The organism is Methylocapsa sp. D3K7 (assembly GCF_029855125.1).
GTDB lineage: Bacteria > Pseudomonadota > Alphaproteobacteria > Rhizobiales > Beijerinckiaceae > Methylocapsa.
Genome location: NZ_CP123229.1, coordinates 2917040 through 2935839, shown reverse-complemented (window position 1 = coordinate 2935839; position 18800 = coordinate 2917040). Strand labels below are relative to the sequence as shown.

24 protein-coding genes and 1 pseudogene are annotated in these 18800 nt (G+C 57.2%); 10 read left to right on the top strand and 15 right to left on the bottom strand.

From position 1 onward, the window contains the following. The first annotated feature begins 1039 nt into the window (after window positions 1-1039). Window positions 1040-1171, top strand: a complete 132-nt coding sequence (locus QEV83_RS13880; protein ID WP_280128307.1) for a hypothetical protein — start codon at window positions 1040-1042, stop codon at window positions 1169-1171. A 208-nt stretch (window positions 1172-1379) separates the two neighbouring features. On the opposite strand, the gene QEV83_RS13875 is transcribed toward QEV83_RS13880, so the two are convergent. From QEV83_RS13875 to QEV83_RS13860, 4 genes are all read right to left on the bottom strand, one after another. Beyond that, complete coding sequence (locus QEV83_RS13875; RefSeq protein WP_280128306.1) at window positions 1380-2414, bottom strand: hypothetical protein; 1035 nt, start codon at window positions 2412-2414, stop codon at window positions 1380-1382. Window positions 2415-3033: 619 nt separating this feature from the next. Beyond that, the gene (locus tag QEV83_RS13870) at window positions 3034-3360 is read right to left on the bottom strand and encodes a hypothetical protein (protein ID WP_280128305.1); all 327 of its coding nucleotides are present in this window, start codon (window positions 3358-3360) and stop codon (window positions 3034-3036) included. Window positions 3361-3900: 540 nt separating this feature from the next. Next, on the bottom strand, window positions 3901-4332 hold the full coding sequence (locus tag QEV83_RS13865) for a CBS domain-containing protein (RefSeq protein WP_280128304.1): 432 nt from the start codon (window positions 4330-4332) through the stop codon (window positions 3901-3903). A gap of 304 nt (window positions 4333-4636) precedes the next feature. Next, entirely contained in the window at window positions 4637-4852 is a 216-nt protein-coding gene (locus QEV83_RS13860) for a hypothetical protein (RefSeq protein ID WP_280128303.1), read from the bottom strand. A 466-nt stretch (window positions 4853-5318) separates the two neighbouring features. Between QEV83_RS13860 and smbP (QEV83_RS13855) the strand changes: the two genes are divergently transcribed. Then, on the top strand, window positions 5319-5657 hold the full coding sequence (gene smbP, locus QEV83_RS13855) for a small metal-binding protein SmbP (protein ID WP_280128302.1): 339 nt from the start codon (window positions 5319-5321) through the stop codon (window positions 5655-5657). 206 nt (window positions 5658-5863) lie between these two features. On the opposite strand, the gene QEV83_RS13850 is transcribed toward smbP (QEV83_RS13855), so the two are convergent. The 3 genes from QEV83_RS13850 to QEV83_RS13840 form a co-directional block, all read right to left on the bottom strand. Next, entirely contained in the window at window positions 5864-6073 is a 210-nt protein-coding gene (locus QEV83_RS13850; RefSeq protein WP_280128301.1) for a hypothetical protein, read from the bottom strand. A 445-nt stretch (window positions 6074-6518) separates the two neighbouring features. Further along, complete coding sequence (locus QEV83_RS13845; protein ID WP_280128300.1) at window positions 6519-6818, bottom strand: helix-turn-helix transcriptional regulator; 300 nt, start codon at window positions 6816-6818, stop codon at window positions 6519-6521. A 636-nt stretch (window positions 6819-7454) separates the two neighbouring features. Next, window positions 7455-7865 (bottom strand): helix-turn-helix domain-containing protein, encoded by a 411-nt coding sequence (locus QEV83_RS13840; protein ID WP_280128299.1) that lies wholly within the window; start codon window positions 7863-7865, stop codon window positions 7455-7457. An 85-nt stretch (window positions 7866-7950) separates the two neighbouring features. On the opposite strand from QEV83_RS13840, the gene QEV83_RS13835 reads away from it, so the two are divergent. The 5 genes from QEV83_RS13835 (at window position 7951) to QEV83_RS13815 (ending at window position 9426) form a co-directional block, all read left to right on the top strand. Then, entirely contained in the window at window positions 7951-8226 is a 276-nt protein-coding gene (locus tag QEV83_RS13835) for a hypothetical protein (protein WP_280128298.1), read from the top strand. 126 nt (window positions 8227-8352) lie between these two features. Next, complete coding sequence (locus QEV83_RS13830) at window positions 8353-8667, top strand: hypothetical protein (RefSeq protein ID WP_280128297.1); 315 nt, start codon at window positions 8353-8355, stop codon at window positions 8665-8667. After that, on the top strand, window positions 8667-8912 hold the full coding sequence (locus tag QEV83_RS13825) for a hypothetical protein (RefSeq protein ID WP_280128296.1): 246 nt from the start codon (window positions 8667-8669) through the stop codon (window positions 8910-8912). The genes QEV83_RS13830 and QEV83_RS13825 overlap by 1 nt, the downstream gene beginning before the upstream one ends. Continuing rightward, window positions 8909-9097 (top strand): hypothetical protein, encoded by a 189-nt coding sequence (locus tag QEV83_RS13820; protein WP_280128295.1) that lies wholly within the window; start codon window positions 8909-8911, stop codon window positions 9095-9097. Before QEV83_RS13825 ends, QEV83_RS13820 begins: the two co-directional genes overlap by 4 nt. 92 nt (window positions 9098-9189) lie before the next feature. Then, the gene (locus QEV83_RS13815) at window positions 9190-9426 is read left to right on the top strand and encodes a hypothetical protein (protein ID WP_280128294.1); all 237 of its coding nucleotides are present in this window, start codon (window positions 9190-9192) and stop codon (window positions 9424-9426) included. Window positions 9427-9586: 160 nt separating this feature from the next. Here the strand turns inward: QEV83_RS13815 and QEV83_RS13810 are convergent, their stop codons facing one another. After that, window positions 9587-9925: a P-II family nitrogen regulator gene (locus QEV83_RS13810; protein ID WP_280128293.1), complete on the bottom strand. Its 339-nt coding sequence runs from the start codon at window positions 9923-9925 to the stop codon at window positions 9587-9589. 1302 nt (window positions 9926-11227) lie between these two features. On the opposite strand from QEV83_RS13810, the gene smbP (QEV83_RS13805) reads away from it, so the two are divergent. After that, the gene (gene smbP / locus QEV83_RS13805) at window positions 11228-11566 is read left to right on the top strand and encodes a small metal-binding protein SmbP (RefSeq protein ID WP_280128292.1); all 339 of its coding nucleotides are present in this window, start codon (window positions 11228-11230) and stop codon (window positions 11564-11566) included. 101 nt (window positions 11567-11667) lie between these two features. On the opposite strand, the gene QEV83_RS13800 is transcribed toward smbP (QEV83_RS13805), so the two are convergent. After that, window positions 11668-13434: a hypothetical protein gene (locus QEV83_RS13800; RefSeq protein WP_280128291.1), complete on the bottom strand. Its 1767-nt coding sequence runs from the start codon at window positions 13432-13434 to the stop codon at window positions 11668-11670. Between QEV83_RS13800 and QEV83_RS13795 the strand changes: the two genes are divergently transcribed. Together QEV83_RS13795 and QEV83_RS13790 are read left to right on the top strand one after the other, a co-directional pair. Next, entirely contained in the window at window positions 13409-13777 is a 369-nt protein-coding gene (locus QEV83_RS13795; protein WP_280128290.1) for a hypothetical protein, read from the top strand. The two genes, QEV83_RS13800 and QEV83_RS13795, sit on opposite strands and share 26 nt — an antisense overlap. 319 nt (window positions 13778-14096) lie before the next feature. Beyond that, window positions 14097-15042, top strand: a protein-coding gene (locus QEV83_RS13790; RefSeq protein WP_280128289.1) for an IS630 family transposase whose coding sequence is annotated in 2 segments (ribosomal slippage) — window positions 14097-14434 and window positions 14433-15042 — 948 coding nt in all. Because the reading frame shifts where the segments join, the coding sequence is not laid out codon by codon here. On the opposite strand, the gene QEV83_RS13785 is transcribed toward QEV83_RS13790, so the two are convergent. The 6 genes and pseudogenes from QEV83_RS13785 to QEV83_RS13760 all read right to left on the bottom strand — a co-directional run bounded on the left by QEV83_RS13785 (window position 15027) and on the right by QEV83_RS13760 (window position 18797). Further along, window positions 15027-15494 carry a hypothetical protein gene (locus tag QEV83_RS13785; RefSeq protein WP_280128288.1) on the bottom strand — a complete coding sequence of 156 codons (468 nt, stop codon included), beginning with the start codon at window positions 15492-15494 and terminating at the stop codon, window positions 15027-15029. The genes QEV83_RS13790 and QEV83_RS13785 overlap by 16 nt on opposite strands. 196 nt (window positions 15495-15690) lie before the next feature. Next, complete coding sequence (locus tag QEV83_RS13780; RefSeq protein ID WP_280131165.1) at window positions 15691-16260, bottom strand: hypothetical protein; 570 nt, start codon at window positions 16258-16260, stop codon at window positions 15691-15693. A 159-nt stretch (window positions 16261-16419) separates the two neighbouring features. Then, window positions 16420-16536, bottom strand: a pseudogene (locus tag QEV83_RS13775) (hypothetical protein); the annotation flags it as partial. A 132-nt stretch (window positions 16537-16668) separates the two neighbouring features. Continuing rightward, window positions 16669-17925, bottom strand: a complete 1257-nt coding sequence (locus tag QEV83_RS13770; protein ID WP_280128287.1) for a virulence-associated E family protein — start codon at window positions 17923-17925, stop codon at window positions 16669-16671. 69 nt (window positions 17926-17994) lie between these two features. Beyond that, complete coding sequence (locus QEV83_RS13765) at window positions 17995-18531, bottom strand: hypothetical protein (protein ID WP_280128286.1); 537 nt, start codon at window positions 18529-18531, stop codon at window positions 17995-17997. 17 nt (window positions 18532-18548) lie between these two features. Next, entirely contained in the window at window positions 18549-18797 is a 249-nt protein-coding gene (locus tag QEV83_RS13760) for a hypothetical protein (protein ID WP_280128285.1), read from the bottom strand. Window positions 18798-18800: the final 3 nt, after the last annotated feature.

Below are 18800 nucleotides of genomic sequence, written 5' to 3'. Positions count from 1 at the left end.
CCCGCAAGACTTGCCTGTGGCCCTTCCCGAATTTGGCCGCGATCTCGCGGCTGTCAGCATCATCTGTTGGCGGTGATGCCTGGCACTCGCAACGCAAGATACCGCGTGCCTTCGCGCGTTCCTTCATTGGCATGTCGTTGTGTAGCCGAACGTGTTGCATATGATCGGAGCGGGCGCAGCCGGCGAGGCGCAGGGAACTATTGCTCCATTCAAGCCACCCACGAACGCGCCGGCGGCACTGTTTTGATAGCATGGCTGGGGCTGATAGACGGGGGCTGGCGCTTGTGAATGGACGGGCGCGGGCACGGGGTTAACGGCCATTTCCGTCATTTTAAAGAGGGCTACCCGCTGAATTGCGTTCCCTTTGACGCAGTCGTCATAGAGTTGTGTTCCGGGTTTCTGTCCAGTCTCGATACAATATCGGTTGGCCTCACCCAAAAATTGTTTGGCGAGGGCCATTTCCCGGACTTCCTCCGCCTGTTCAGTCTGAACCCGTTGCGCGGTTGTGGCGGAGGCGGCAAGCGCGATAGACGCAATTGCGAGAGACGCAATCAAAATCAACTTTCGCATGTTTCGTGCCCTGAATTTGTTCCATGATCGGTCAAAAAATTAGACGAAACCGTGCCGCAGGTCGCGTGATAATGAGACGCGCCAGGCGAAGCTGGCGTGTTCCAGCCGGTGAAAGCCCGGCTGGGGTAGGCACTGGCATAGGCGGCCGTTACGGAAAATCTGGCTACAACCCCTCTGCCTATTTTTTGTAGTGGAGGACACGACACTTGACCACGGATGAACGGCGTACACGCGAGGGCCGCCAGCAAAGCGCACCCGGCGCTAATAGATCAACAATATTTGCGGATTTGCGGGTGGCAGTCAATTCAGCATAACCATATGCCATAGTTTCGTGTCTGGCTTATTATCGAGCTTCTTGGCCGGGCCGAGGATGGCATAGCGCCCATATTTAAGCGCCGATACCAAGGATGGACGGAAGATGTTGATTTTATAACCGATCCCAACATTGGGATCGGTGGAAAGCTACCAGATGGAACCCAAGCGCCTGCGCCTGATCGGTTTCCGGGTCATTTGTGGATCGCGCCCGGCTCTTAACCAACTCGCCGCCACGCTTTCGGATCGCCGTGCGGAATTGACGCTCCAACGCCTTGTCTTCAATTGACGTTGCCATGGTTGCTTGTTTCCTTTTGTGTTCCGCCATGTGTTCTAGTTAACTAATTGATTTAACTAGATTATTACAAATTAAAATCCCCTTGGTCTTACGATTAGTCTTACAATTCGACGACGCTTGGGGCGGTTTAGCACAGCCAATGGCGGATAGTTTCGTTAGCCCGCGCCGTCGTTAGATCACCTGTTGACGCACTTTGATCCTAGGGTTGTCTCAAAATATCGCAGCAGATGCGTCCGCCGGGCGAAGGCATGATAACTGTGTGCCAGAATGCATTGTCCTGGCCGCGGACGATGACATCGATCCAGTTGCTAGTTGTGGCGCGCGCGACGGCGGCAGGCCCCGAGGTAAGGAGGTTAACGAGTTCGACCGATGTCGGCGGCCTCGTACCTAGCAAGCCATTGGCATCGACGACGCCCGCGGTGTGCTCCAGCGTCCTTTCGTCGGCGCGCACGAACCAATCGAGACGATCCGGCATCCACGAGGCCACCGCCAACGAAGTGTTCAGAGAGGCTTGCGCGCCGCCAAGGCCAACCGTCTGGGCGGACTTCCAATTACCGCGGAAGGACTTGTGTTGGAGAAAGTTGATGGCCGTGCCCTGATTGTTCAGGTGGGGCGCTCCCCAAGCGAAGAGGTCGATCTTGCCAGTGGCCGATGAAACTGCCGCGATGCCTGGCAGGGCGACTGTCGTTTCAGGCTCCGCTATCGACGTCCAATCGTGCCAGCCTTGGTCGAACGAACGCTGGAAGATCGTGTTGTCCGTGCCGCGGGCAAATATGTCGAGACGCCTGGGGCCCCAGGACGAGACCGCGGGACCGAAGTTCAGGATGCCGCCCAGCGACTCCCAGCCGCTCCAACTGCCATCGGTGAACCATCTGTGCCAGAGCGCGTTGTCTGTGCCGCGCCCGAAGACGTCGATCCTCCCCTCGCCCCACGACACGGCGGCTGGCGGTGAGGTCAGCGTACCGCCGAGCGACTCCCAATCACTCCAGTCGCGGCCAGTCAGCCACTTGTGCCAGAGCGCGTTGTCAGGGCCACGGCCGAATACGTCCAGCCGAGCGGGCCCCCACGAACATACTGCTGGCGCTGAGGTGAGGACATTGCGGCCAGGTGGGCCGCCGAGTGAGACCGAGAAGGAGAAAGCGTTGGCCGTTTGCGCCCAAGTGATTCGTGCTGCAGCCGGGAGGGCGGCAGCACCCGCCGCCAGTTGGAGAAATCGACGGCGCGGAAGTTTCATAATGATTCCTCTCTCTCAATTACAGGAGACAGGGCTGAGGGCGGCGTTGTAGTTCTCACCTGAGGGTACAACATTTAGTCGTGCATGTGGAAGCGCTGGCCGTGATATCCCTTCCCGCCGCAAGGTAGACACTCAAACGGAGACACGACCCTCATTTGATGTAGGTCCGGAGACCGGGCGAGAGACCGCCAATACGTCCCGAAATGTTCCGTTGCCGTTTCGGTGCGAATCTGGCGGATTAGCGGTTTTGGAGCTGGCTAGAAATGTTGCCATTTGTTGCCATTTCCCTGCCAACTCCTGCCAATCCGCTGCGGGTCAAAACACCGTCATTTTTCGTCCAGCAACGGTCATTTCCGGTCATATTTAGATTTTTTGCGGTGCTGCCAACCATAGACGGAGGCACGCAAACGCTAACATCCCACTAAAGAAGCCAAAAAAACCGTCTTGATCATAGGGGATGATTGTAGCCTGGTACCGATCAATCCACCGAAAATGCCGCTCGCCAGCAATCCAGAGATCTACAATGCAATTGTTCTCGCCACGATGCCCTCATTCATTCATGCCGAAGCCTGAACCTGCAACGTGAGTGCAGAGCTTAAGATATAGAGAGACGACTTAATTATTGCCCGTTTTCCGGCATATCGGGAGTCTCTTCTTGATCAGGGTCATCGCTAGGTGGCTGCATGGAACGAGGGTCGCCATACGGACCATTGTCCCGGTTTTCAGAACCCGGACCAACATGTGATTCCTGGTCACCGCGATCTCCAGTACCAGTTCCTTGGGCGAAAGCAGTGACAGGCGCGGTTGAGATCAAGGCAGCGGCTAGAGCTATGGCAAGTTTCATGGAATCCTCGTGAGCTTCAGTTTGGAGTGTTTTGACGGGGAGCATAATGCCAGCAATAGACTGGCTTGCCGCCTTTAGTGCACGGCGAAATAGAATGGTCATAAAACAGCTTGTTGGAAATAGGGCTTTCAAGGGGCTGCTGAACCATGGGCTTCAAATCGCGCGGCCACTGCGGCCGGGCGGGCGCGCTCATGAAAACCGCGACTATCGTCAAAACGCACACGGCAGGCCAAAAGAGGTCAGCTTTCATTTCCGCGCCTCGCGTCCGGCATGAATGCGTCCGCCACCTGCCGAACTCAATAGCCAGTTGCCCATCACCCCGCGGTGCGGAGACGCACTCGACAAAGCCGTTCGAGGCGCGCCCGTTCAAAATATGCTTAGGTGGGGAAACTCTTGAATCGACGCAACGCCCGGTAAGCAAAAATCGAAAATTCGGGGAAGGTGCCTCACTACATCCCGCTGCGCTTGCGCGGGGCCGAGACCGCTTCGAGGCCGGCCACATGCGCAAATGGTCATGCTGCGCGGGTCGCAAGAACTCGACGTTTACTTCGCCGGTTAGCCAGGCGTCACGATTGAGGATGCTCTGGTGAAACCCGCGCGGATGAATCAAATGGCGCGGTATTGCGGGGCGAGTCGAGTGGCTCAAGCGGTCGCAATATAGTCTCGCATCGCCTTGTGTTCATACTCGCACTCAGCAAGTCGGTGCTTGACCATGTCGCCAATAGACACCAAGCTGACGAGCCTCTCATCCCTGATGACCGGAAGGTGGCGAGAGCGTTCATTGGTCATCCTGTCCATTGCCACATAGACGCCTTCATCTTCCCTCGTTGTGAGCACATTGGTGGTCATGTGCATTGAAACAGCGTCGTTGAACACGGCGGTGCCGCGCTTGGTGAGCACGCGAACAATATCGCGTTCGGATAAAATGCCAATGATTCTGCCATGATCATCGACGATCACGACCGCGCCAATGTTCTTCGTGACAAGAACCTCTGCGACTTCAGCCAAGGTCCGGTGCGGCTGGGTCGTGACGACGTCTCGGCCCTTGTCGGCGAGAATGCGCGCCATTGTCATTTTTGACTCCCTGAACAAGATCCTGCGATCAATTTTCGATCGGTTTTTGCCGACTGCGGCCTGTCAAAGTGACCCAAGGCGGATTGACAAGAAGCAACGCAGGCGAAACCCCGCACGAGCGAAGGCCGCGCGGGGCATTTTCACGTCTTAATTTGTCCTATGGGACGGCGTGATTATACACTACCTAATGAGCATTCCTCTGTAATCAATCCGCTGGCGCAATTAAAGGCCCGGCATATAAGAGATGAGGTATGGGTATCAGCCTATGCGTAGCCAAAGCGCCGACGCCGGTATGCCGCTTTTCTCACGATCCACGCCAAGCAATCGATTCTCTCCAGTGGCAAATCGCGCCTCCAAAGCGCGCTTGAACGCTGCCGCCGCTGCTCTCAATCACGATCAAATCGTTGTCCTGGCGCTTGAGACCGGACGCGGAAAAGTTCGCAGCGCCGCTGCGCAGTAATCGTCCGTCGATATGGTAGCGCTTGAGGTGCATCGTAGCGGCGGCAACGCGGCGGAACATTAGGGGTCGGGGAGCGTTTCGAGAGTGCGGCATCAGGCACGCGATTGCGCTTGGCCCCGCCAATAAGTGCTTGAAAGTCACGGCGCAGTGACATCTCGAGGGCACTTTTGACGCTAAGATTCTCACCGCAAGCAGCACAAATCAGGGAGGTCATTCCATGTCGATTGTAAGTATCATAGCGCTTGCCGCCCTCTTAGGCGCCTTTCTTTTCCTGCTCCTCAGTCTCCGTGTTCCACCATTATACGGACCGCCGGAGAAAAACAGCGGGGCCGAAGGGGAACCGCACGATAGCCAGAAACCTCACTAGTGGAAGCGAGCGTCCGGGTTTCCTGGGCGGGACGAACCATTGGCTTTGTGTCCCAGATGTTGCCAACCATCGGCGTTTGGGGCGGTTCGCTACGATCAGCCTCACCGCGCAAAACGGCGAGGCTGTCGAGAAGCAATAAATCAACCGGAGGATTCGTCTATGTCTCGTAGATTCTTTGTCGCTATGTTGGGCTTTGCCCTCGCTCTCTTTCTGATGCCGCAGGTTTCGCTGGCTGAGGAAGATCACATCGCCGAGGCCATCACACACACCAAGCAGGCCATTGACCATGGCAAGCAAGGGCATGCCGATGTCCTGGAAACTCACGCCGACGCCGCGCTCATCCACGCGGAGGCCGGTGAAAAGGCCAAGGCCAATCCCCACACCGAAGAAGCGATCACACATCTGAAACAAGCGATCGATGAGGGCAAAAAGGGCAATGCCAAGATGGCTACGACTCACGCTGAAGCTGCGCTAACGCATTTGGAACAGGTCAAGTAGGATAAGGGCGGCCGCTGCAATTGCAGTAAGCTCCTGCCGCGCTGATTTGTGCGCATGCAGGCGTGCGGAGGGCGGCCGCATCGGCCATTCAGTCAGGACACGCACGGCCATGTCGATTTCATGCTCGGCGCGGTCAATCAACATCACGTCGAGATGTAGTCAGGGAAGTAGGTCAACGTGGCCGGACGCGGGAGGAAAAAGCCGTATCAGTGATGCTCTCGCTTAAATTGCATTACGCGCTCGGCATAGCGGTCCAGCGCGGCGCAAAATTCGGTGGCGTTCTCCCACAACCCTTCGTCTGACTCGACCGCCGGACGCGGATATTGCGGCGTGAGTTTAGGGTCAGCTTCGGCAATCATCGCCAACACTTCGGCAATTGCTCTGGCCGTGCGATCCCGGCGTGATGAATGGATCATTGCTAGCCTCGTTGTTTCTGTCCCCCGCTTCTCTTCCAACGGTTAACTGGTAGCTGGTGAGAGACCGGTGTGTCGCCCCCTGTTCGTGGGGCGGGAGAACTGGCACCGCGGGCGCCTCAGGGGAGGACATCGTCAGCGCCCGCAGGCCCGTCAATTTTGTTACGTGCTGAACTGGAGAACATCTTAGGCAAATAAACCTTGCAGCAATGTGATTGGCAGATTGATTCTTGGTAATCCCCCTCACATGACAGTGTGATGGACCCGCTTACATTCCTCGCAAAGGTGATTGGAGTAACGGTGCGCATTGAGGGCGCCATTGCCTTGGCGCTCCACATGCTAAAAGTTTTCGGCCGGGGCATAATGGATGGCTGGCGCGTGATCGATCCGACAGAGCAGCCATACAGAGATAATTGCGGCGATCGTTACGACGGTCCTCATCGAGTAGCTATTCATCATTCTCGCTTGTTAGCTTCTCGACAAGAATTGACGCGGCCGGATCGCTCCCGGGGGTCTTTCGCAATCTTACGCCCGGCTCGTCTCCATTGGTGAATTCGATACCGGCCAATTCCAGAACGGCACAAACGGCGGCAATGTTGTTGAATAGCCCTACAGGCTCGCCGAAGCTTGCTTCCATCCGTATTAAGGTCGGAGTCGAGATTTTAACCTTCCTGGCAAGCTCCCTTTGCGACAAACCGAGGAGAGCCCGCGCCGCAGCAATTTGATGACCGGAGATTTCTTTGGTCATTTCCTTTTCGCTTTCGGCTTCCCCGAGGATCGCGCCGGCTTATTTTCTGCATTTAGATTGGCCCCAGCGCATCGAAACCAACTCCGAGCCGCTTTGGCTGGGTCAGCCGGTAAAGCTCGACCAATTCGCGCCACGTGTAAGATTGGGTGAAGCGTCCGCACATGGCAGCAAGATAGCACAAGCACCCCTTGGATGGCGATATTGGCTCGCGTGTTCTGTCCTAACGATGGAACGTGTGCCAAAGGATGTTCGCCCCACCGGCCACAAAATACCATCCAGCCCACGCAAGCCATACGCCGAGACGGGCATAGAAAAGTGGGATGACGAGCCAGTCCGTGTTCATGATGGTTCGCGTTCTACAACGCGCTCAACATCTGGAAGCAGCAAGGAATGCATAAACTGCGGGCGCTTTGAGAGGCTAATGACCGCGTCCGCAGCCATAGTCAAAATGCTTCGGTGCTGAACTACCAGCGTTTCTAGTTTACACAGCTTTTCAGCGCTGTGTGCAAACACACATGCCTGCACTCGCGACGGCTGGGTGGCGGAATGACGTGACCGCCGATCATTTCAAAAATCTTTTTTCCCTAAGCCATTCCATAATGATCTTTTGAGCCAACGCTGCAACGGGGCACGCCGCTATTTCGAGCGGTCGTGACTGATCCGTTTACGGCGGGCTTTGAGGTTCTCCATCTTATCTTCGGCGACAGCTTTTCTCATCGTGCCCATGGCGGCTTTGGGGCTGGGTGCCGTTGGCGTTGGTATGGAAGAAATTGTTTCTTCGAGCACGTCGATTTGCTTCGAGATTTCCTCAACGCTCTTTGCCCTCTTTTTGAGTCTCACACCCGGACCGCCGCCGTTCTCCTCGATGAACTGGACGCCAGCCTTTTCAAACGCGGCGCGGACTTTTGCGATGGTCTTTTCCTTGAGCGTCGTGTCGCCGGCCTCGATACGCCTGATCGTTTCGTGAGAGACGTCGCATAGGTTTGCAGTTTCTATGACGGTGAGGCCCAGCATTGTCCTGGCCAGTTTGCATTGAAGCGCGTCCATTTATGTGTCCTATACATTTTCTTATTGACATACATTAATGTATGTCATACATTTTCTCACGTCAAGACAGACGAAGGAGATTCATATGGGAAAGCAGAAGGCCGTCGTCACGGTCGCGGAAGCGGCGCGTGAGCTGGACGGCATCAGGAAGGCGGCCAGCATGGCAGGGCGTGCCATGGCGAGGCTGGAAACCGAGGCGGAGCGCATCGCGACCAGCACGGGCAACGCTGGGCGTAGCTTGCGCATGGTGTCGAGCGAGGGCCAGCTCTCCGCACTGATCCGCTGCGGCGGCACTACAATCCAAATCGAGGGCGACGATTTCGCCGTGAGCATGAACGCGGCAGAGGCGGAGCATGCCTGACAAAGTGGGACGGCAGGCGTTGCAGCACCTGACCGCCCCTCCATGTCGAAGAGGAGATCAACATTCGACATGGCTGACGACAATCTTATCACGCGCAGAGCCGCGTAACCAGAGAGAGGAACACAGATGAACGCGAAGACACGCAAAGCACCGGCTGCCGCACCGATTTTTGATGCCAAGAAAACCCGGCTCACACTTCAAGAAGCGCACGCCAAAATGAATGAGGCGTGCCAGCTTCTTAAGTTGATTAATCTTGCGGCGGATCAGTTTGCCAACGGAGATGTTGACGATCTGGATTATATCCATGGGATATTTGCAGCTTCGAATGTGGCTGTGCGTGGCCTCAACGACGCATACAACTTGATCGATTATGCGAGCATGGAAATGGCTCCTCTTATCTGGCCTCTTCACACATCGAGCGCTGAACCGGAGGTCGCATAATGACCACGAAACTGAAGACGCGAAAAGTGCCGGCTAAGCCTTCCGCCGGCGAAGACGCTTTTCGAGAGCTATTAACAAAGGCCGCGCCGCCTGGCATAAGCGGCAGGGAATTCCTTGGACGCGTGGTCGAAGTCATTGAGCAAGACATAGCCAAAAAACGGCATGGGAAAATTACGGTGGCGCACACTTTTGAAACCTTAAGTCAAGTTCTATGGTTACTTCGCAAACTTCGTAGGAACACATGATCGAGCTGCTTCGCATCCACGCGCTTGTCCGCATGGCACGGGCGCTACTCGTCATCACCAGTGCGGCGGATTATGTGCGCAAGGCAGCATGCCGGAAGGCAGAGGCTATAGCGATCGAGGCGACGACGTGGCTTAAGACCAGGGACACGGCGCGGCAAACCTGGCGCGGGATTAATTTAACTTAGAGAGTGAGCAAAAAAAGACAGCGCGGCGCCATCACGCATTCTAAGATGTTGCGTTATTCCCTCCACCCTAAGGGTGGCGGCGTCGGGAGGCAATGATGAATGCGATAGATAATCGCAGCAATGTGTATGCCAAACGGCTGATAAGGCTCCAGTTTGCCGACCTGAATGAATTGGTGAGGCTCGGCGCAGGCATCCCGGGCGATGAGCAAAGGATAGAGATAATCAAAGGCCTACTAGAGCAGTGGGATATGGATCTGCCGGTCGAGGAAAGCGCACACGGTGACGAGGGAAGTCGCACATGGACACAAACACGCTTCTTATCATTATAGTTCTCGTTTTGCTGCTTGGTGGCGGCGGCTGGTATGGTCGGGGACGCTGGTTCTAGGTTGTCCGGCAGTGCGTGACGCAGCTAGGCGATGCCAGGGAGGCGGTTTAGCGACATGTGAAAGACCGGGCGCCGGTTGACAGCGGCGACTTCCGGTGCTCGGCTTATACTGCTGCGCTATCAGTCTCTCCGGTGCGAATCCGCATGGCGTGGTCGATACCCGCGACGAAAATCTTGCCGTCGCCAATCTGGCCCGTGCGCGCAGACTTCACGATCGCATCGATGACGCTTTCGACGAGATTGGCGGGAACCACGACTTCAACTTTGACTTTTGGGAGAAAGCTCACCGGATATTCGGTGCCGCTATGAAACTCGGTATGCCCTTTCTGATGGCCGAATCCGATGACCTCGGTTACGTTAATTCCAGAAACTCCCACTTGCCTCAACGCATCCTCGACTTCGTCGAGTTTGAATGGCTGGATGATGGCGACGACGCGCTTCATGGGATGACCTCCTATCGGCGGCCCGCAGCAAGCCACGCTGCGCGGGATGCAAACACCCATGGTCCGGCCTGATACGCAAGACCAGGGGGCCGTTGTCCAAGCTTGGGGGAGGAACCAAGCCAAAACCAAATCAGCAATTTGCGTGCCAAGCTTGGCAATATCCGTTAATCGTCAGGTAGCAGCGCCTGGTTGCTTATAGAGCCCCCAATCGTGGGATGCGATTACGCTCGGAAGGCATTACCGAACTTTTGGCCCCGTATCTGTTTGGGTCTTTCTGAGCCCTTCTTCATCAGCCAAACAGGTTTTTTTATTTGGCCGCACGGCATCCATTTGAAAGATTTCAATGATTGACATTGATGAAATCCTAGCCGCCGCAATTCGAAATGCTTTGCAGCAAGTCAACGGTCCAGCAGCGCAGTCGCAATTTCGTGTTGAAGTAGAGACAGCCCGGCGCATTCGCGTGGCTCTCGAACGCGAAGGTATTATCATCACTCCATCACGCCCAATGCCGCCGGATGCCGTTACCATCGCGCCGTCCACACAGGCCCCGGCCCGTGCATCGGTTGCATGATATGCGTTGGATTGATTTTCTTGCTGCATCCATTTTCGTCGGCGTAACGGCTCTACTGCTCGGTTGGACCGCGCTAGCCGTAAAGCAGCGGATGACTGATATGTATTTGGCTGAGGCGGTTCAGAAGCCGTAGCTGCTATCTAATCTTGAACTACTGTGGTCGTTCGCGCAACGGTTCGAGCAACCTATTTCGAACGATTGGAAACGCCCTAGTTGAGCGGGTCGAACCCCGGAAGGCCAGGGCTACGGCAACGAATCGTACCGAGGCAAAGGAGCAAGCCGCGCTCCTCATCCGGGCGCCCGCGTCAAATAAATGAAAGCCAAAATCATGTGCTCTGCGCCGAGTAGGGCGATCCAGGGACCGAGTCCTTCGTCGAAAAGCTTCTCGAGCCTAGCGAAAAACCTCATCGGCTAATCTCCGAGTGTCCAAGCTTGGGAGATCCACCAAGCCAGAAAATCAATTAGCAAATCGCATGCCAAATATGGCGAGCGCTGATAAAGAAGATGCCCTTCATCTGAGAGCGGGAATAGGGGCTTGCGCTTGAGCATAGCGCTCTGCGAGGTTGGCGTGGCCTCGCTACGGCCCATCGCTCCAGGCTAGATAAAGTTCCACCTAAAGCGACGTTGTAACTGGATCAATCACGGCTTCGTGACAGCTCACTGCTTGAATGTCTCCCGGCCGCACTACTTAGCGAAGGTCGGATTCGGTGGCGCCTATAGGAGGATTCGCTATGTCCCGTAGATTTATCGTCGCCATGGTAGGCATCGGCCTCGCTTTAATTCTACTCCCGCAAATTTCGCTGGCTGTGGATGAGCATCTCTCGCAGGCGATTGAGTTCACAAAACTCGCCGTTGATGATGGCGACTACGGACGTGCCAATGGCCTAGCTGCCCATGCCGAGACTGCACTCATGCACGCGGAAGCCAGCGAGAAGGTGAAGGCCAATCCGCACACGGCAGATGCCATCAAACATCTGAAGGCAGCAATTGACGAGGGCAGGCAGGGCCATGCCGATGTCGCAAAGACTCATGCAGAAGCCGCATTGAACAATTTGCAGCAGGTGATGTAGATTGAGGCAGCGGCGCTTGTCATGTGCGGATCGCAACGGTTCGACGCAACCCAACGCGAACGATTGGAAACCCTATATTGGATAGGATCAAATCTGACCCATTACCGCAATCCTAGACTGGCGCGGGCAACCTCGTCGGGCATGACCCCGGATGGAGTTTGACGGCCCTGAGCGGCCCGTTTCTGGCGCAATTCGTCGAGCGCAGCAGGAAGAACAGCCGCCACCCCACGCGGCGTCACCGCATGGATGACATCGGCCCCGCGCTTGCTCTTCGCGGCCAATGCGAGCACCGTTTTGTAATCTGCCGGATTGCTCGAGGCGAGCATTCGGCCAACGCTATGGGCAATTCTCTGATCGATCTTGAGCGTGCCCTGTCTCGCCAGATGCCCCAGCGCCATGCCAGCAAGAGCTCCCGTCGTGAAAGAGCCGCCGTGCAGATAATCCACAGTCCCGCTCAATCCACCCAATCCCCCAGCCATTCCTAATGATGCAAGCTGGCGCGCCGTGGTGGAATTGCCCAGCGCCTTCCGCACGGCATCCATCGCGGCTTCGGTGTTCAGATAGGCTTCAAGCTTGCTGGCCTTGTCTGGGCCAAGAGCCATGGTCACGCGCTGCCGGGTGGCCGGGCTGTTGAAGATCGAGTTCAGCACCGAGCGCCGGTCCGAGACTTTCTCGATCTTGTCGGCCAAGGCGGACGCAAAGCCATGGGCGAACAATTGCTTTTCCGGTGGGCTCATCTTCGCAATTGCGCGCGCGACCTCGGCATTGGGGCGCTGATCGGTGACGAATTTGGCCCCGGCCCCGACCGCGTCTTGCGCACCGAAGAATTGCGCCGCGGTTCCCCGCGCCTTGGCATAGGATGGCGAGGCGGCGTCGAGCGCGTCGACCAGCTGCGACCGGAGCGCGATGGCATCGGCCGCCGCGCTTTTCTCGCCGGAGCGCATCAGGCGCCCAACCGTGTCGTCGAGATTGCGCTTCACCCCATCCCAGAATTGCAGGGACGGAATTGCGCGCGAGCCATCCGAATTGACACGCGGAACAATTGTGCCATCGGCCCCAAGATCGAACGGGCTTTTGACCGGCCGGAATCCCTCCGCAACGTCGCGATTGGCCCCCGTCTTGATCGCCCCTCGCACCGCGTCCTGCACGGCCGGGGTTTGCATCAGTCCTGCGAGCTGATCATTCCAAATGCCGTTCGCTCCCTCGGCGAAGGCCTTCGTATAGGCCGGCCGATTCGCCGCTTTTGCCGCCGCCTGTAATTTCTCAAGGGTTGCCGTGGCGTTGGAGCCGCCACCGAGATCGGACACAAATTCCGCAATGCGCGGCGCCTGAGATTCAAACCTGGGATCGGTCGCGGAGTGCAAGGCGGCTCGTGCCTCGGGTGACGTGTTCGCCGCCGATCGCGCAAGGTCTTGTGTTACCTGGCCGCCCATATCCGCAACGATCATGGGCTGTCCGGCATCTTGCGCGGTTCGCATGGCGGCTTCATCGAATTGGCTCTTGCCCGCATCGCGCGCGAGGGCGTCGGCAACACGGGAAGCCGCAAGGCGGCGATCCGGGGTCGCAACTCCCCGGACGATACTGTCGACCCCTCTTGCCACACGGCCAATGCCTGAAAGAGCAGCCGGAGCCGCGGCGCCAATAGTTCCCCCCAACGCCACGCCGGTTGCGGTATTCTTCGCCACGTCCGGGAGGTTTGTCAGGTCTTCGCTGGATCCGGCCCCATAAAGACCACCCTGCACCGCGCCGGCGCCTGCACCGAGCGCCGCCCGGCCTGCCATCGCGGGGCACGTCGAATAGATCGGCGGGTGTCCATTGAAATTCGATGGCGAGGCTTCCCCATTGGTCGAGGAACCGGCCGGCATCATCGATGGCCTGGCGCCAGTCATCATCCGAAACCCGCACCGGCTTTTGACATTGCAGCCGCGCCCAAGCGTCGAGATAGAGCTCCGGAACGCTATCCATTGCCATGGCTGCTCGTTCTTCGAGATCGACGTCATCGGGTTCGGGCTGGGAGCCTCCGGCTTTCTGTCGCAGCGCCGCGACAATCTCGGCTTTGTGCTGTTTGAGCTTGGCGAGGAGTTCAGACGGCGGCCGGACGGTGGCCTTAAATGCGAGATTGTCGCCGTTCAGGGTAATCCTGACGCCGCAATCGGCCGCTTCTTTGATGACTGCTTGAGCGCTCAAATCTCGCCCTCCCAGCCATTTTGACCAAGGTGCTCAAGCTTTCAGGCTGTGAGCGTGTTGAATTTTGTTGAGCATCTTGCGGAAGCGCCCATCGCCATGAGCCATCACCGCTGTTTTTGGCCGATGCAATGCCGAGCGCCTCTTTTGCGCGTCTGATGGTTGGGGCTACGTGCCCAGCATCGCGGGCCGCCGCCTGAACCACCTTCACAGGTTTCGGGCCATCCATCAGGAAGTCGATAAGAAAGTCCTTAGAGCGGTATCCGAGCGGGTTGAATCGAATTGGGATTCCCGAATCGGGCAATTTCTGATTCATGATTCTCGCCGAGTGAAGGAGGCGGCGGGCATGGGGCTTTCCGTTGATCTTCGCCAACGCGTGGTCGAGGCAGTTCTCGGGGGCGGGCTGTCGCGCAACGCGGCGGCCAAGCGTTTCGGTGTGAGCATCGCGAGCGCCGTGCGTTGGGTGAAGCGCTTCGAGACCACGGGGCGAATTTCGCCGGCGCCTTCAGGCGGTGATCGCCGCTCCGGCCGGATCGAGGTGCAGCGCGACTATCTGCTGGGCTTGATCCGCCGCACGCCGGACATCACGCTGCTCGAAATCCAGGAGCGCCTGATCGCCAATTGCGGCGAGCGTTTCTCGGTCTCCGTGCTGTGGCGTTTCTTCGACTGTCACGGGATGACATTCAAAAAAAACGGCGCACGCGCAAGAGCAACAACGCCCGGACGTGCAACAGCAACGCCGGGAATGGTTCGCGCGGCAGCTCGATCTTGATCCAAGGAAACTCGTTTTCATCGACGAGACGGGAGCTTCCACAAATCTCGCGCGAAAAAGCGGACGTTGCCGGCGCGGGCGGCGGTTGCGCGCCTTTGTCCCGCACGGCCACTACAAGACGGTCACGCTGGTCGCCGGCGTCCGACTTTCCGGGCTGACGGCGCCGAAAGTCTACGACCGGCCGATCAACGCCGTTTTGTTCGAGGAATGGGTAGAAAAATGCCTGGTTCCCACGCTCGCTGAAGGCGATATTGTCGTCATGGACAATCTCTCGAGCCACAAGGGACCAAAAGTCGAGCAAATTATAAAAGCCGCCGGCGCCGACCGGCGCTATCTGCCGCCCTACAGGCCGGACATGAACCCGATCGAAAAAGCCTTCTCCAAACTGAAAGCCTGCTTACGGAAAATCGCCGAGAGGACTGTCGCGGGTTTGATAAGGACGCTCGAAACCTGCGCCGACATCTTCAAACCCGCAGAATGCGAAAATTACTTCAACGCCTGCGGCTATGACACAGGTTGATCGGATTCCGCTCTAGCCTCCCTCAATCGGGAACCTTCGCCACCATCATCGGAGGATTCCGCAACGGCGAGCATGTCCCGCGCAGTCCCGTCGATGCGTTCGCCCCATACTGCGACCGACGCCTCAATGGTTGCGTCGCCTGGCATCGGCACCAATTCCAGGGAATAGGCGAAGCCGCCCTCATCTGGCCCGATATTCGATTTCGCCCGGGCCAGGATGCGCCGTCCGGCTGTTCCGTCTTCCGCTGCGGGTTCTTTCGCCGCGACCATCACCACGCGGGCAAGCGCCGCGAAGGCGATTGATCCCGTAATCCGCTCGATGGGCTCTCGACCACTCGTGCCTTTTGAGAAATGGGTGACGCCCAAGAGCGTGGCCTTAACATCACTGGCGAGGTCAACAAGCGGTTGCAAGGAGCGGCGTGTCTCACCATTCTTATGGGAATCGCCCGCCACCGCTGAAACGATCGGGTCAACAATAAGCAGGACAGCGCCGCCGGCTATTTCGATGGCCTATTTCAGCGGCCCGATGTCACGGCTCCATGCCACCATTTTACGGCAAATCAGACGGGCGAACCGATAGCAAAAAACGCGATCGCAGAGGATAGCCCGAACGAAACAAATGATTGTCCGTTACATAAATTCGGACAGCTCATTCTCGCGCAACCACGCCTATAACCGCCTGAGCCCCTGGCTGCACCTCCACCCGCTCAACGCGAACAATCTGGGTCACGCCGCGTTTCATCCGGTAATAGGTTTCGATCGCACTGTGGAACGCCCGTTCAAGTTTTGCGCAGGCTGTCGACATCGCAATCATGTTGCGTTCACCAATGCTGTGGGTTCGGCTGAGCACATTGAGTGACGCCGTATGCAGGCAGGCCACATGGATAGCGAGAGCCGCTTGGGCTTCATTCTCGGGTTCGAGGCTCGCGATTAATTCCAGAGCTGCGGACAAACTGGTCGTGGTACCGACACCCTCGTTAGGCAGTCTGGATGCTTCTATCAACTGCCGAAGGCTCGCCTCGACAAATAGGGGCGAAGCGGTGCCAAATACTTCCTTGAGTCGTGTGCGCCATCCCGCAATGTCTCCGTCCGGGGCAACTGCGAAATGCCTCGGGTTTCCGTCAACCTTCCGAACTTTGGCGACCATGGGGCGCCGTCGTTTCTTGGGAGGCGCCGGAACACCTACTTCGCGCGCCCGCTCGCAACTCGTATCCGTCATAGAATGTACCTCTCCTGCAAATCGCCGCGTCAATCTCCTGGCCCATTTGCGCTCGATCTTGGCCTCGTTGGTATACGCGCCGTCCTTATAGGACCCGTTTCTGTCTCCAAAGGGCGCGCCCGATCCCGGTGCCCCACCATGAAGGTGGCACCTTGTACGACCCGCTTCCTTGAGCTGTTGGCAAAGCTGCCCATTTTTCGTTCGTGCTGCACATCGTTCTTCAGGCTGTAGTCGGTCGGGTGGCAAGACAGACACGGGGTTGCGTTCAATTTTCATTGGTACCCCCGGTACAATTAGTTGCGGTAAAGTGGCCATACCCATGACGCATGACGCACCATGTCTCCCTTTCCATAAAGCTGGTAATGCGCGTGCACGTTTTGCCTCGTTGGGAATATGCGACATGGTGCGTCATGCGTCATGGCCCGGAACAAATCCCCGTCCTTTGGAATCGCGCATACTTTTCCAACCTAGGACTTTGAGAATATTACCAATTCTTCGTTGCTCAGTGGTTCCGATAAGCGCTATTTCGATGCCAAGCGCCTCCTCGGCGACTTGGTTCACTGCCACGCGAGACTTATTTTCGAGGAATGATGCGATTTTCTCTTGCCATGGATCGTTGTCGAACCGGGCCTGTTGTTCAGGCTGAATATGAGTCCGCTCGAACGCCGCATCCGGCCACCACTTTTCGCCGGCCCTGTAGCGATGCACTGCTTCGGCAAATAACTGGTCGCGGTCGCGCACCAGCGCATCGGCATTGATGCGCCCGACTTTGATTGGCCAAAAGCGACGTCCGCCCGTCACGTCCTTGAGATATGAGTCCTCGTTCGTTGTGCCAATGAAGACGCACTGACGCGGCTGGATTACTTCCTTGTGGCCGTAGCTTGGGCGGTATCGCTCAACTGGCCGGGTGATGAAAGCCTTCAACGTTGAAGCTTCAGCTTTCTTCATTCCAGAAAGTTCGCTGATTTCGATAAGCCATTTTCCGGGCAAGTGCTGCGCAACGTCCTTCCCGGTCGTAACGTCGGGCAGGCTATCTGAAAACCACTTGCCGCCAAGGATCGCACATGCGGTCGATTTCATGGCGCCTTGGGGCCCTTCAAGGACAAGCATGTAATCACACTTGCATCCGGGCTGAAATATCCTCGTGACCATGGATATTAGGAACAAAGCGCCGATACCCGAGCTGTAGTCTGTAGGTTCGGCACCGAGATAGGTAGCTAGCCAGGCGTCAAGCCGTTTGTGATTATCCCAATTGAGATCATTCAAATAGTCCTGGACAGGGTGAAACGCACATTCGCGCGCCCGCAGATCAGTGGCTTGATGGATTGTGTCCTTCGAGATTTTGGCCACGCCGATTTGCTGCATCCACTCCTGCAACTGGCTCACGTCCGTGTCTGTGACGGGACGTGGTAGGCTGCACGGGTTGGATGTGGCGCGCGGCCCTAAACTGGGCAACCGAGATTTCAGGATCGGTGCGCACAACATTTCGTCGTAAGCAACCGCTTTTGACACCAGCGGCGCCGATCGAAGGACAGCCATCGCGGTTGCGAGGTTCGGGACAAGTTGGCCTTCCGCGTCGAAACACGCTGCTTTAAGCCAGTTTGGCGCGATCGCCTCTTGCGGTGCTGATTGTGAGTGTATATTTTCCGAACTGTCAGCCGCCAAGCATGACGAATTTCCGAGCCCGGCCGCGTTACCAGCGCGGACCGGGTTTGTTGTTGTGTGAGCCATGATTCACACAGCCTCCGCGAATAGCATTTCGGCAGTGACGCCGGCGCGCTCCAGAAGCCGGGCTAACTTCCGCAAGCCCGCGTGAGAGTCTTCGGCATCGTAGTCCAGGCCCGCTGTTGCGACTTTCAAATCGACAATGGCGTGGTCGATTTCATCGCTGCAACCGACTACTGACCACCCATTACAGCCGCGCGAGACAAGAGTGCCCCCATCCAGAATTACTGATGCAACAGGTCCCGTTGGAATCCAATGTGCGCCATCGATCCTGCCTCCCATAGCCTTAAGGCGCGTCCGCTCCATCCGCTCGGCAGAGACCATCTCTTGAAATTCGAGTGGCATTGCTGCGATGCGCAACTTAAAGAACGTGCAACGTTCCTGGTGATGCATCCGGTTTTCGGGGGTGCTCAATTCGACGAGGAAATCCATCGAAGATTCGACATCCAGCCATAGGTGAATATCCAAATCTTGATCTTCGGGTTCGATGCGGAAATGCGACATTCCGCGGCCCCGCGCGGCCGGGCTCGTTTTCTCTGTGGACATCGTTTAAGCCTCCCCCGCTAGGCTTCGGCCAGCTGTTGAGGCCTGCGCGTGGCGTCGGAGGAGGACCTTTGCGGTGCGCCTATCTTGGCAAGAGCCCACTTGTCCAGGGCTTCGCGCGTGTAAAGGACGATACGTCCTGCCTTGTGATATTCAGGAGTATCGGATGTCACCACACCTTTCGCGAGTGTGCGCTCCGCGCCGAACCCATACTTATTGGTAAGGTAAACCGCTGCGTCCTTGCGGCGAAGGAATGCTGTGCCTTCCATGTG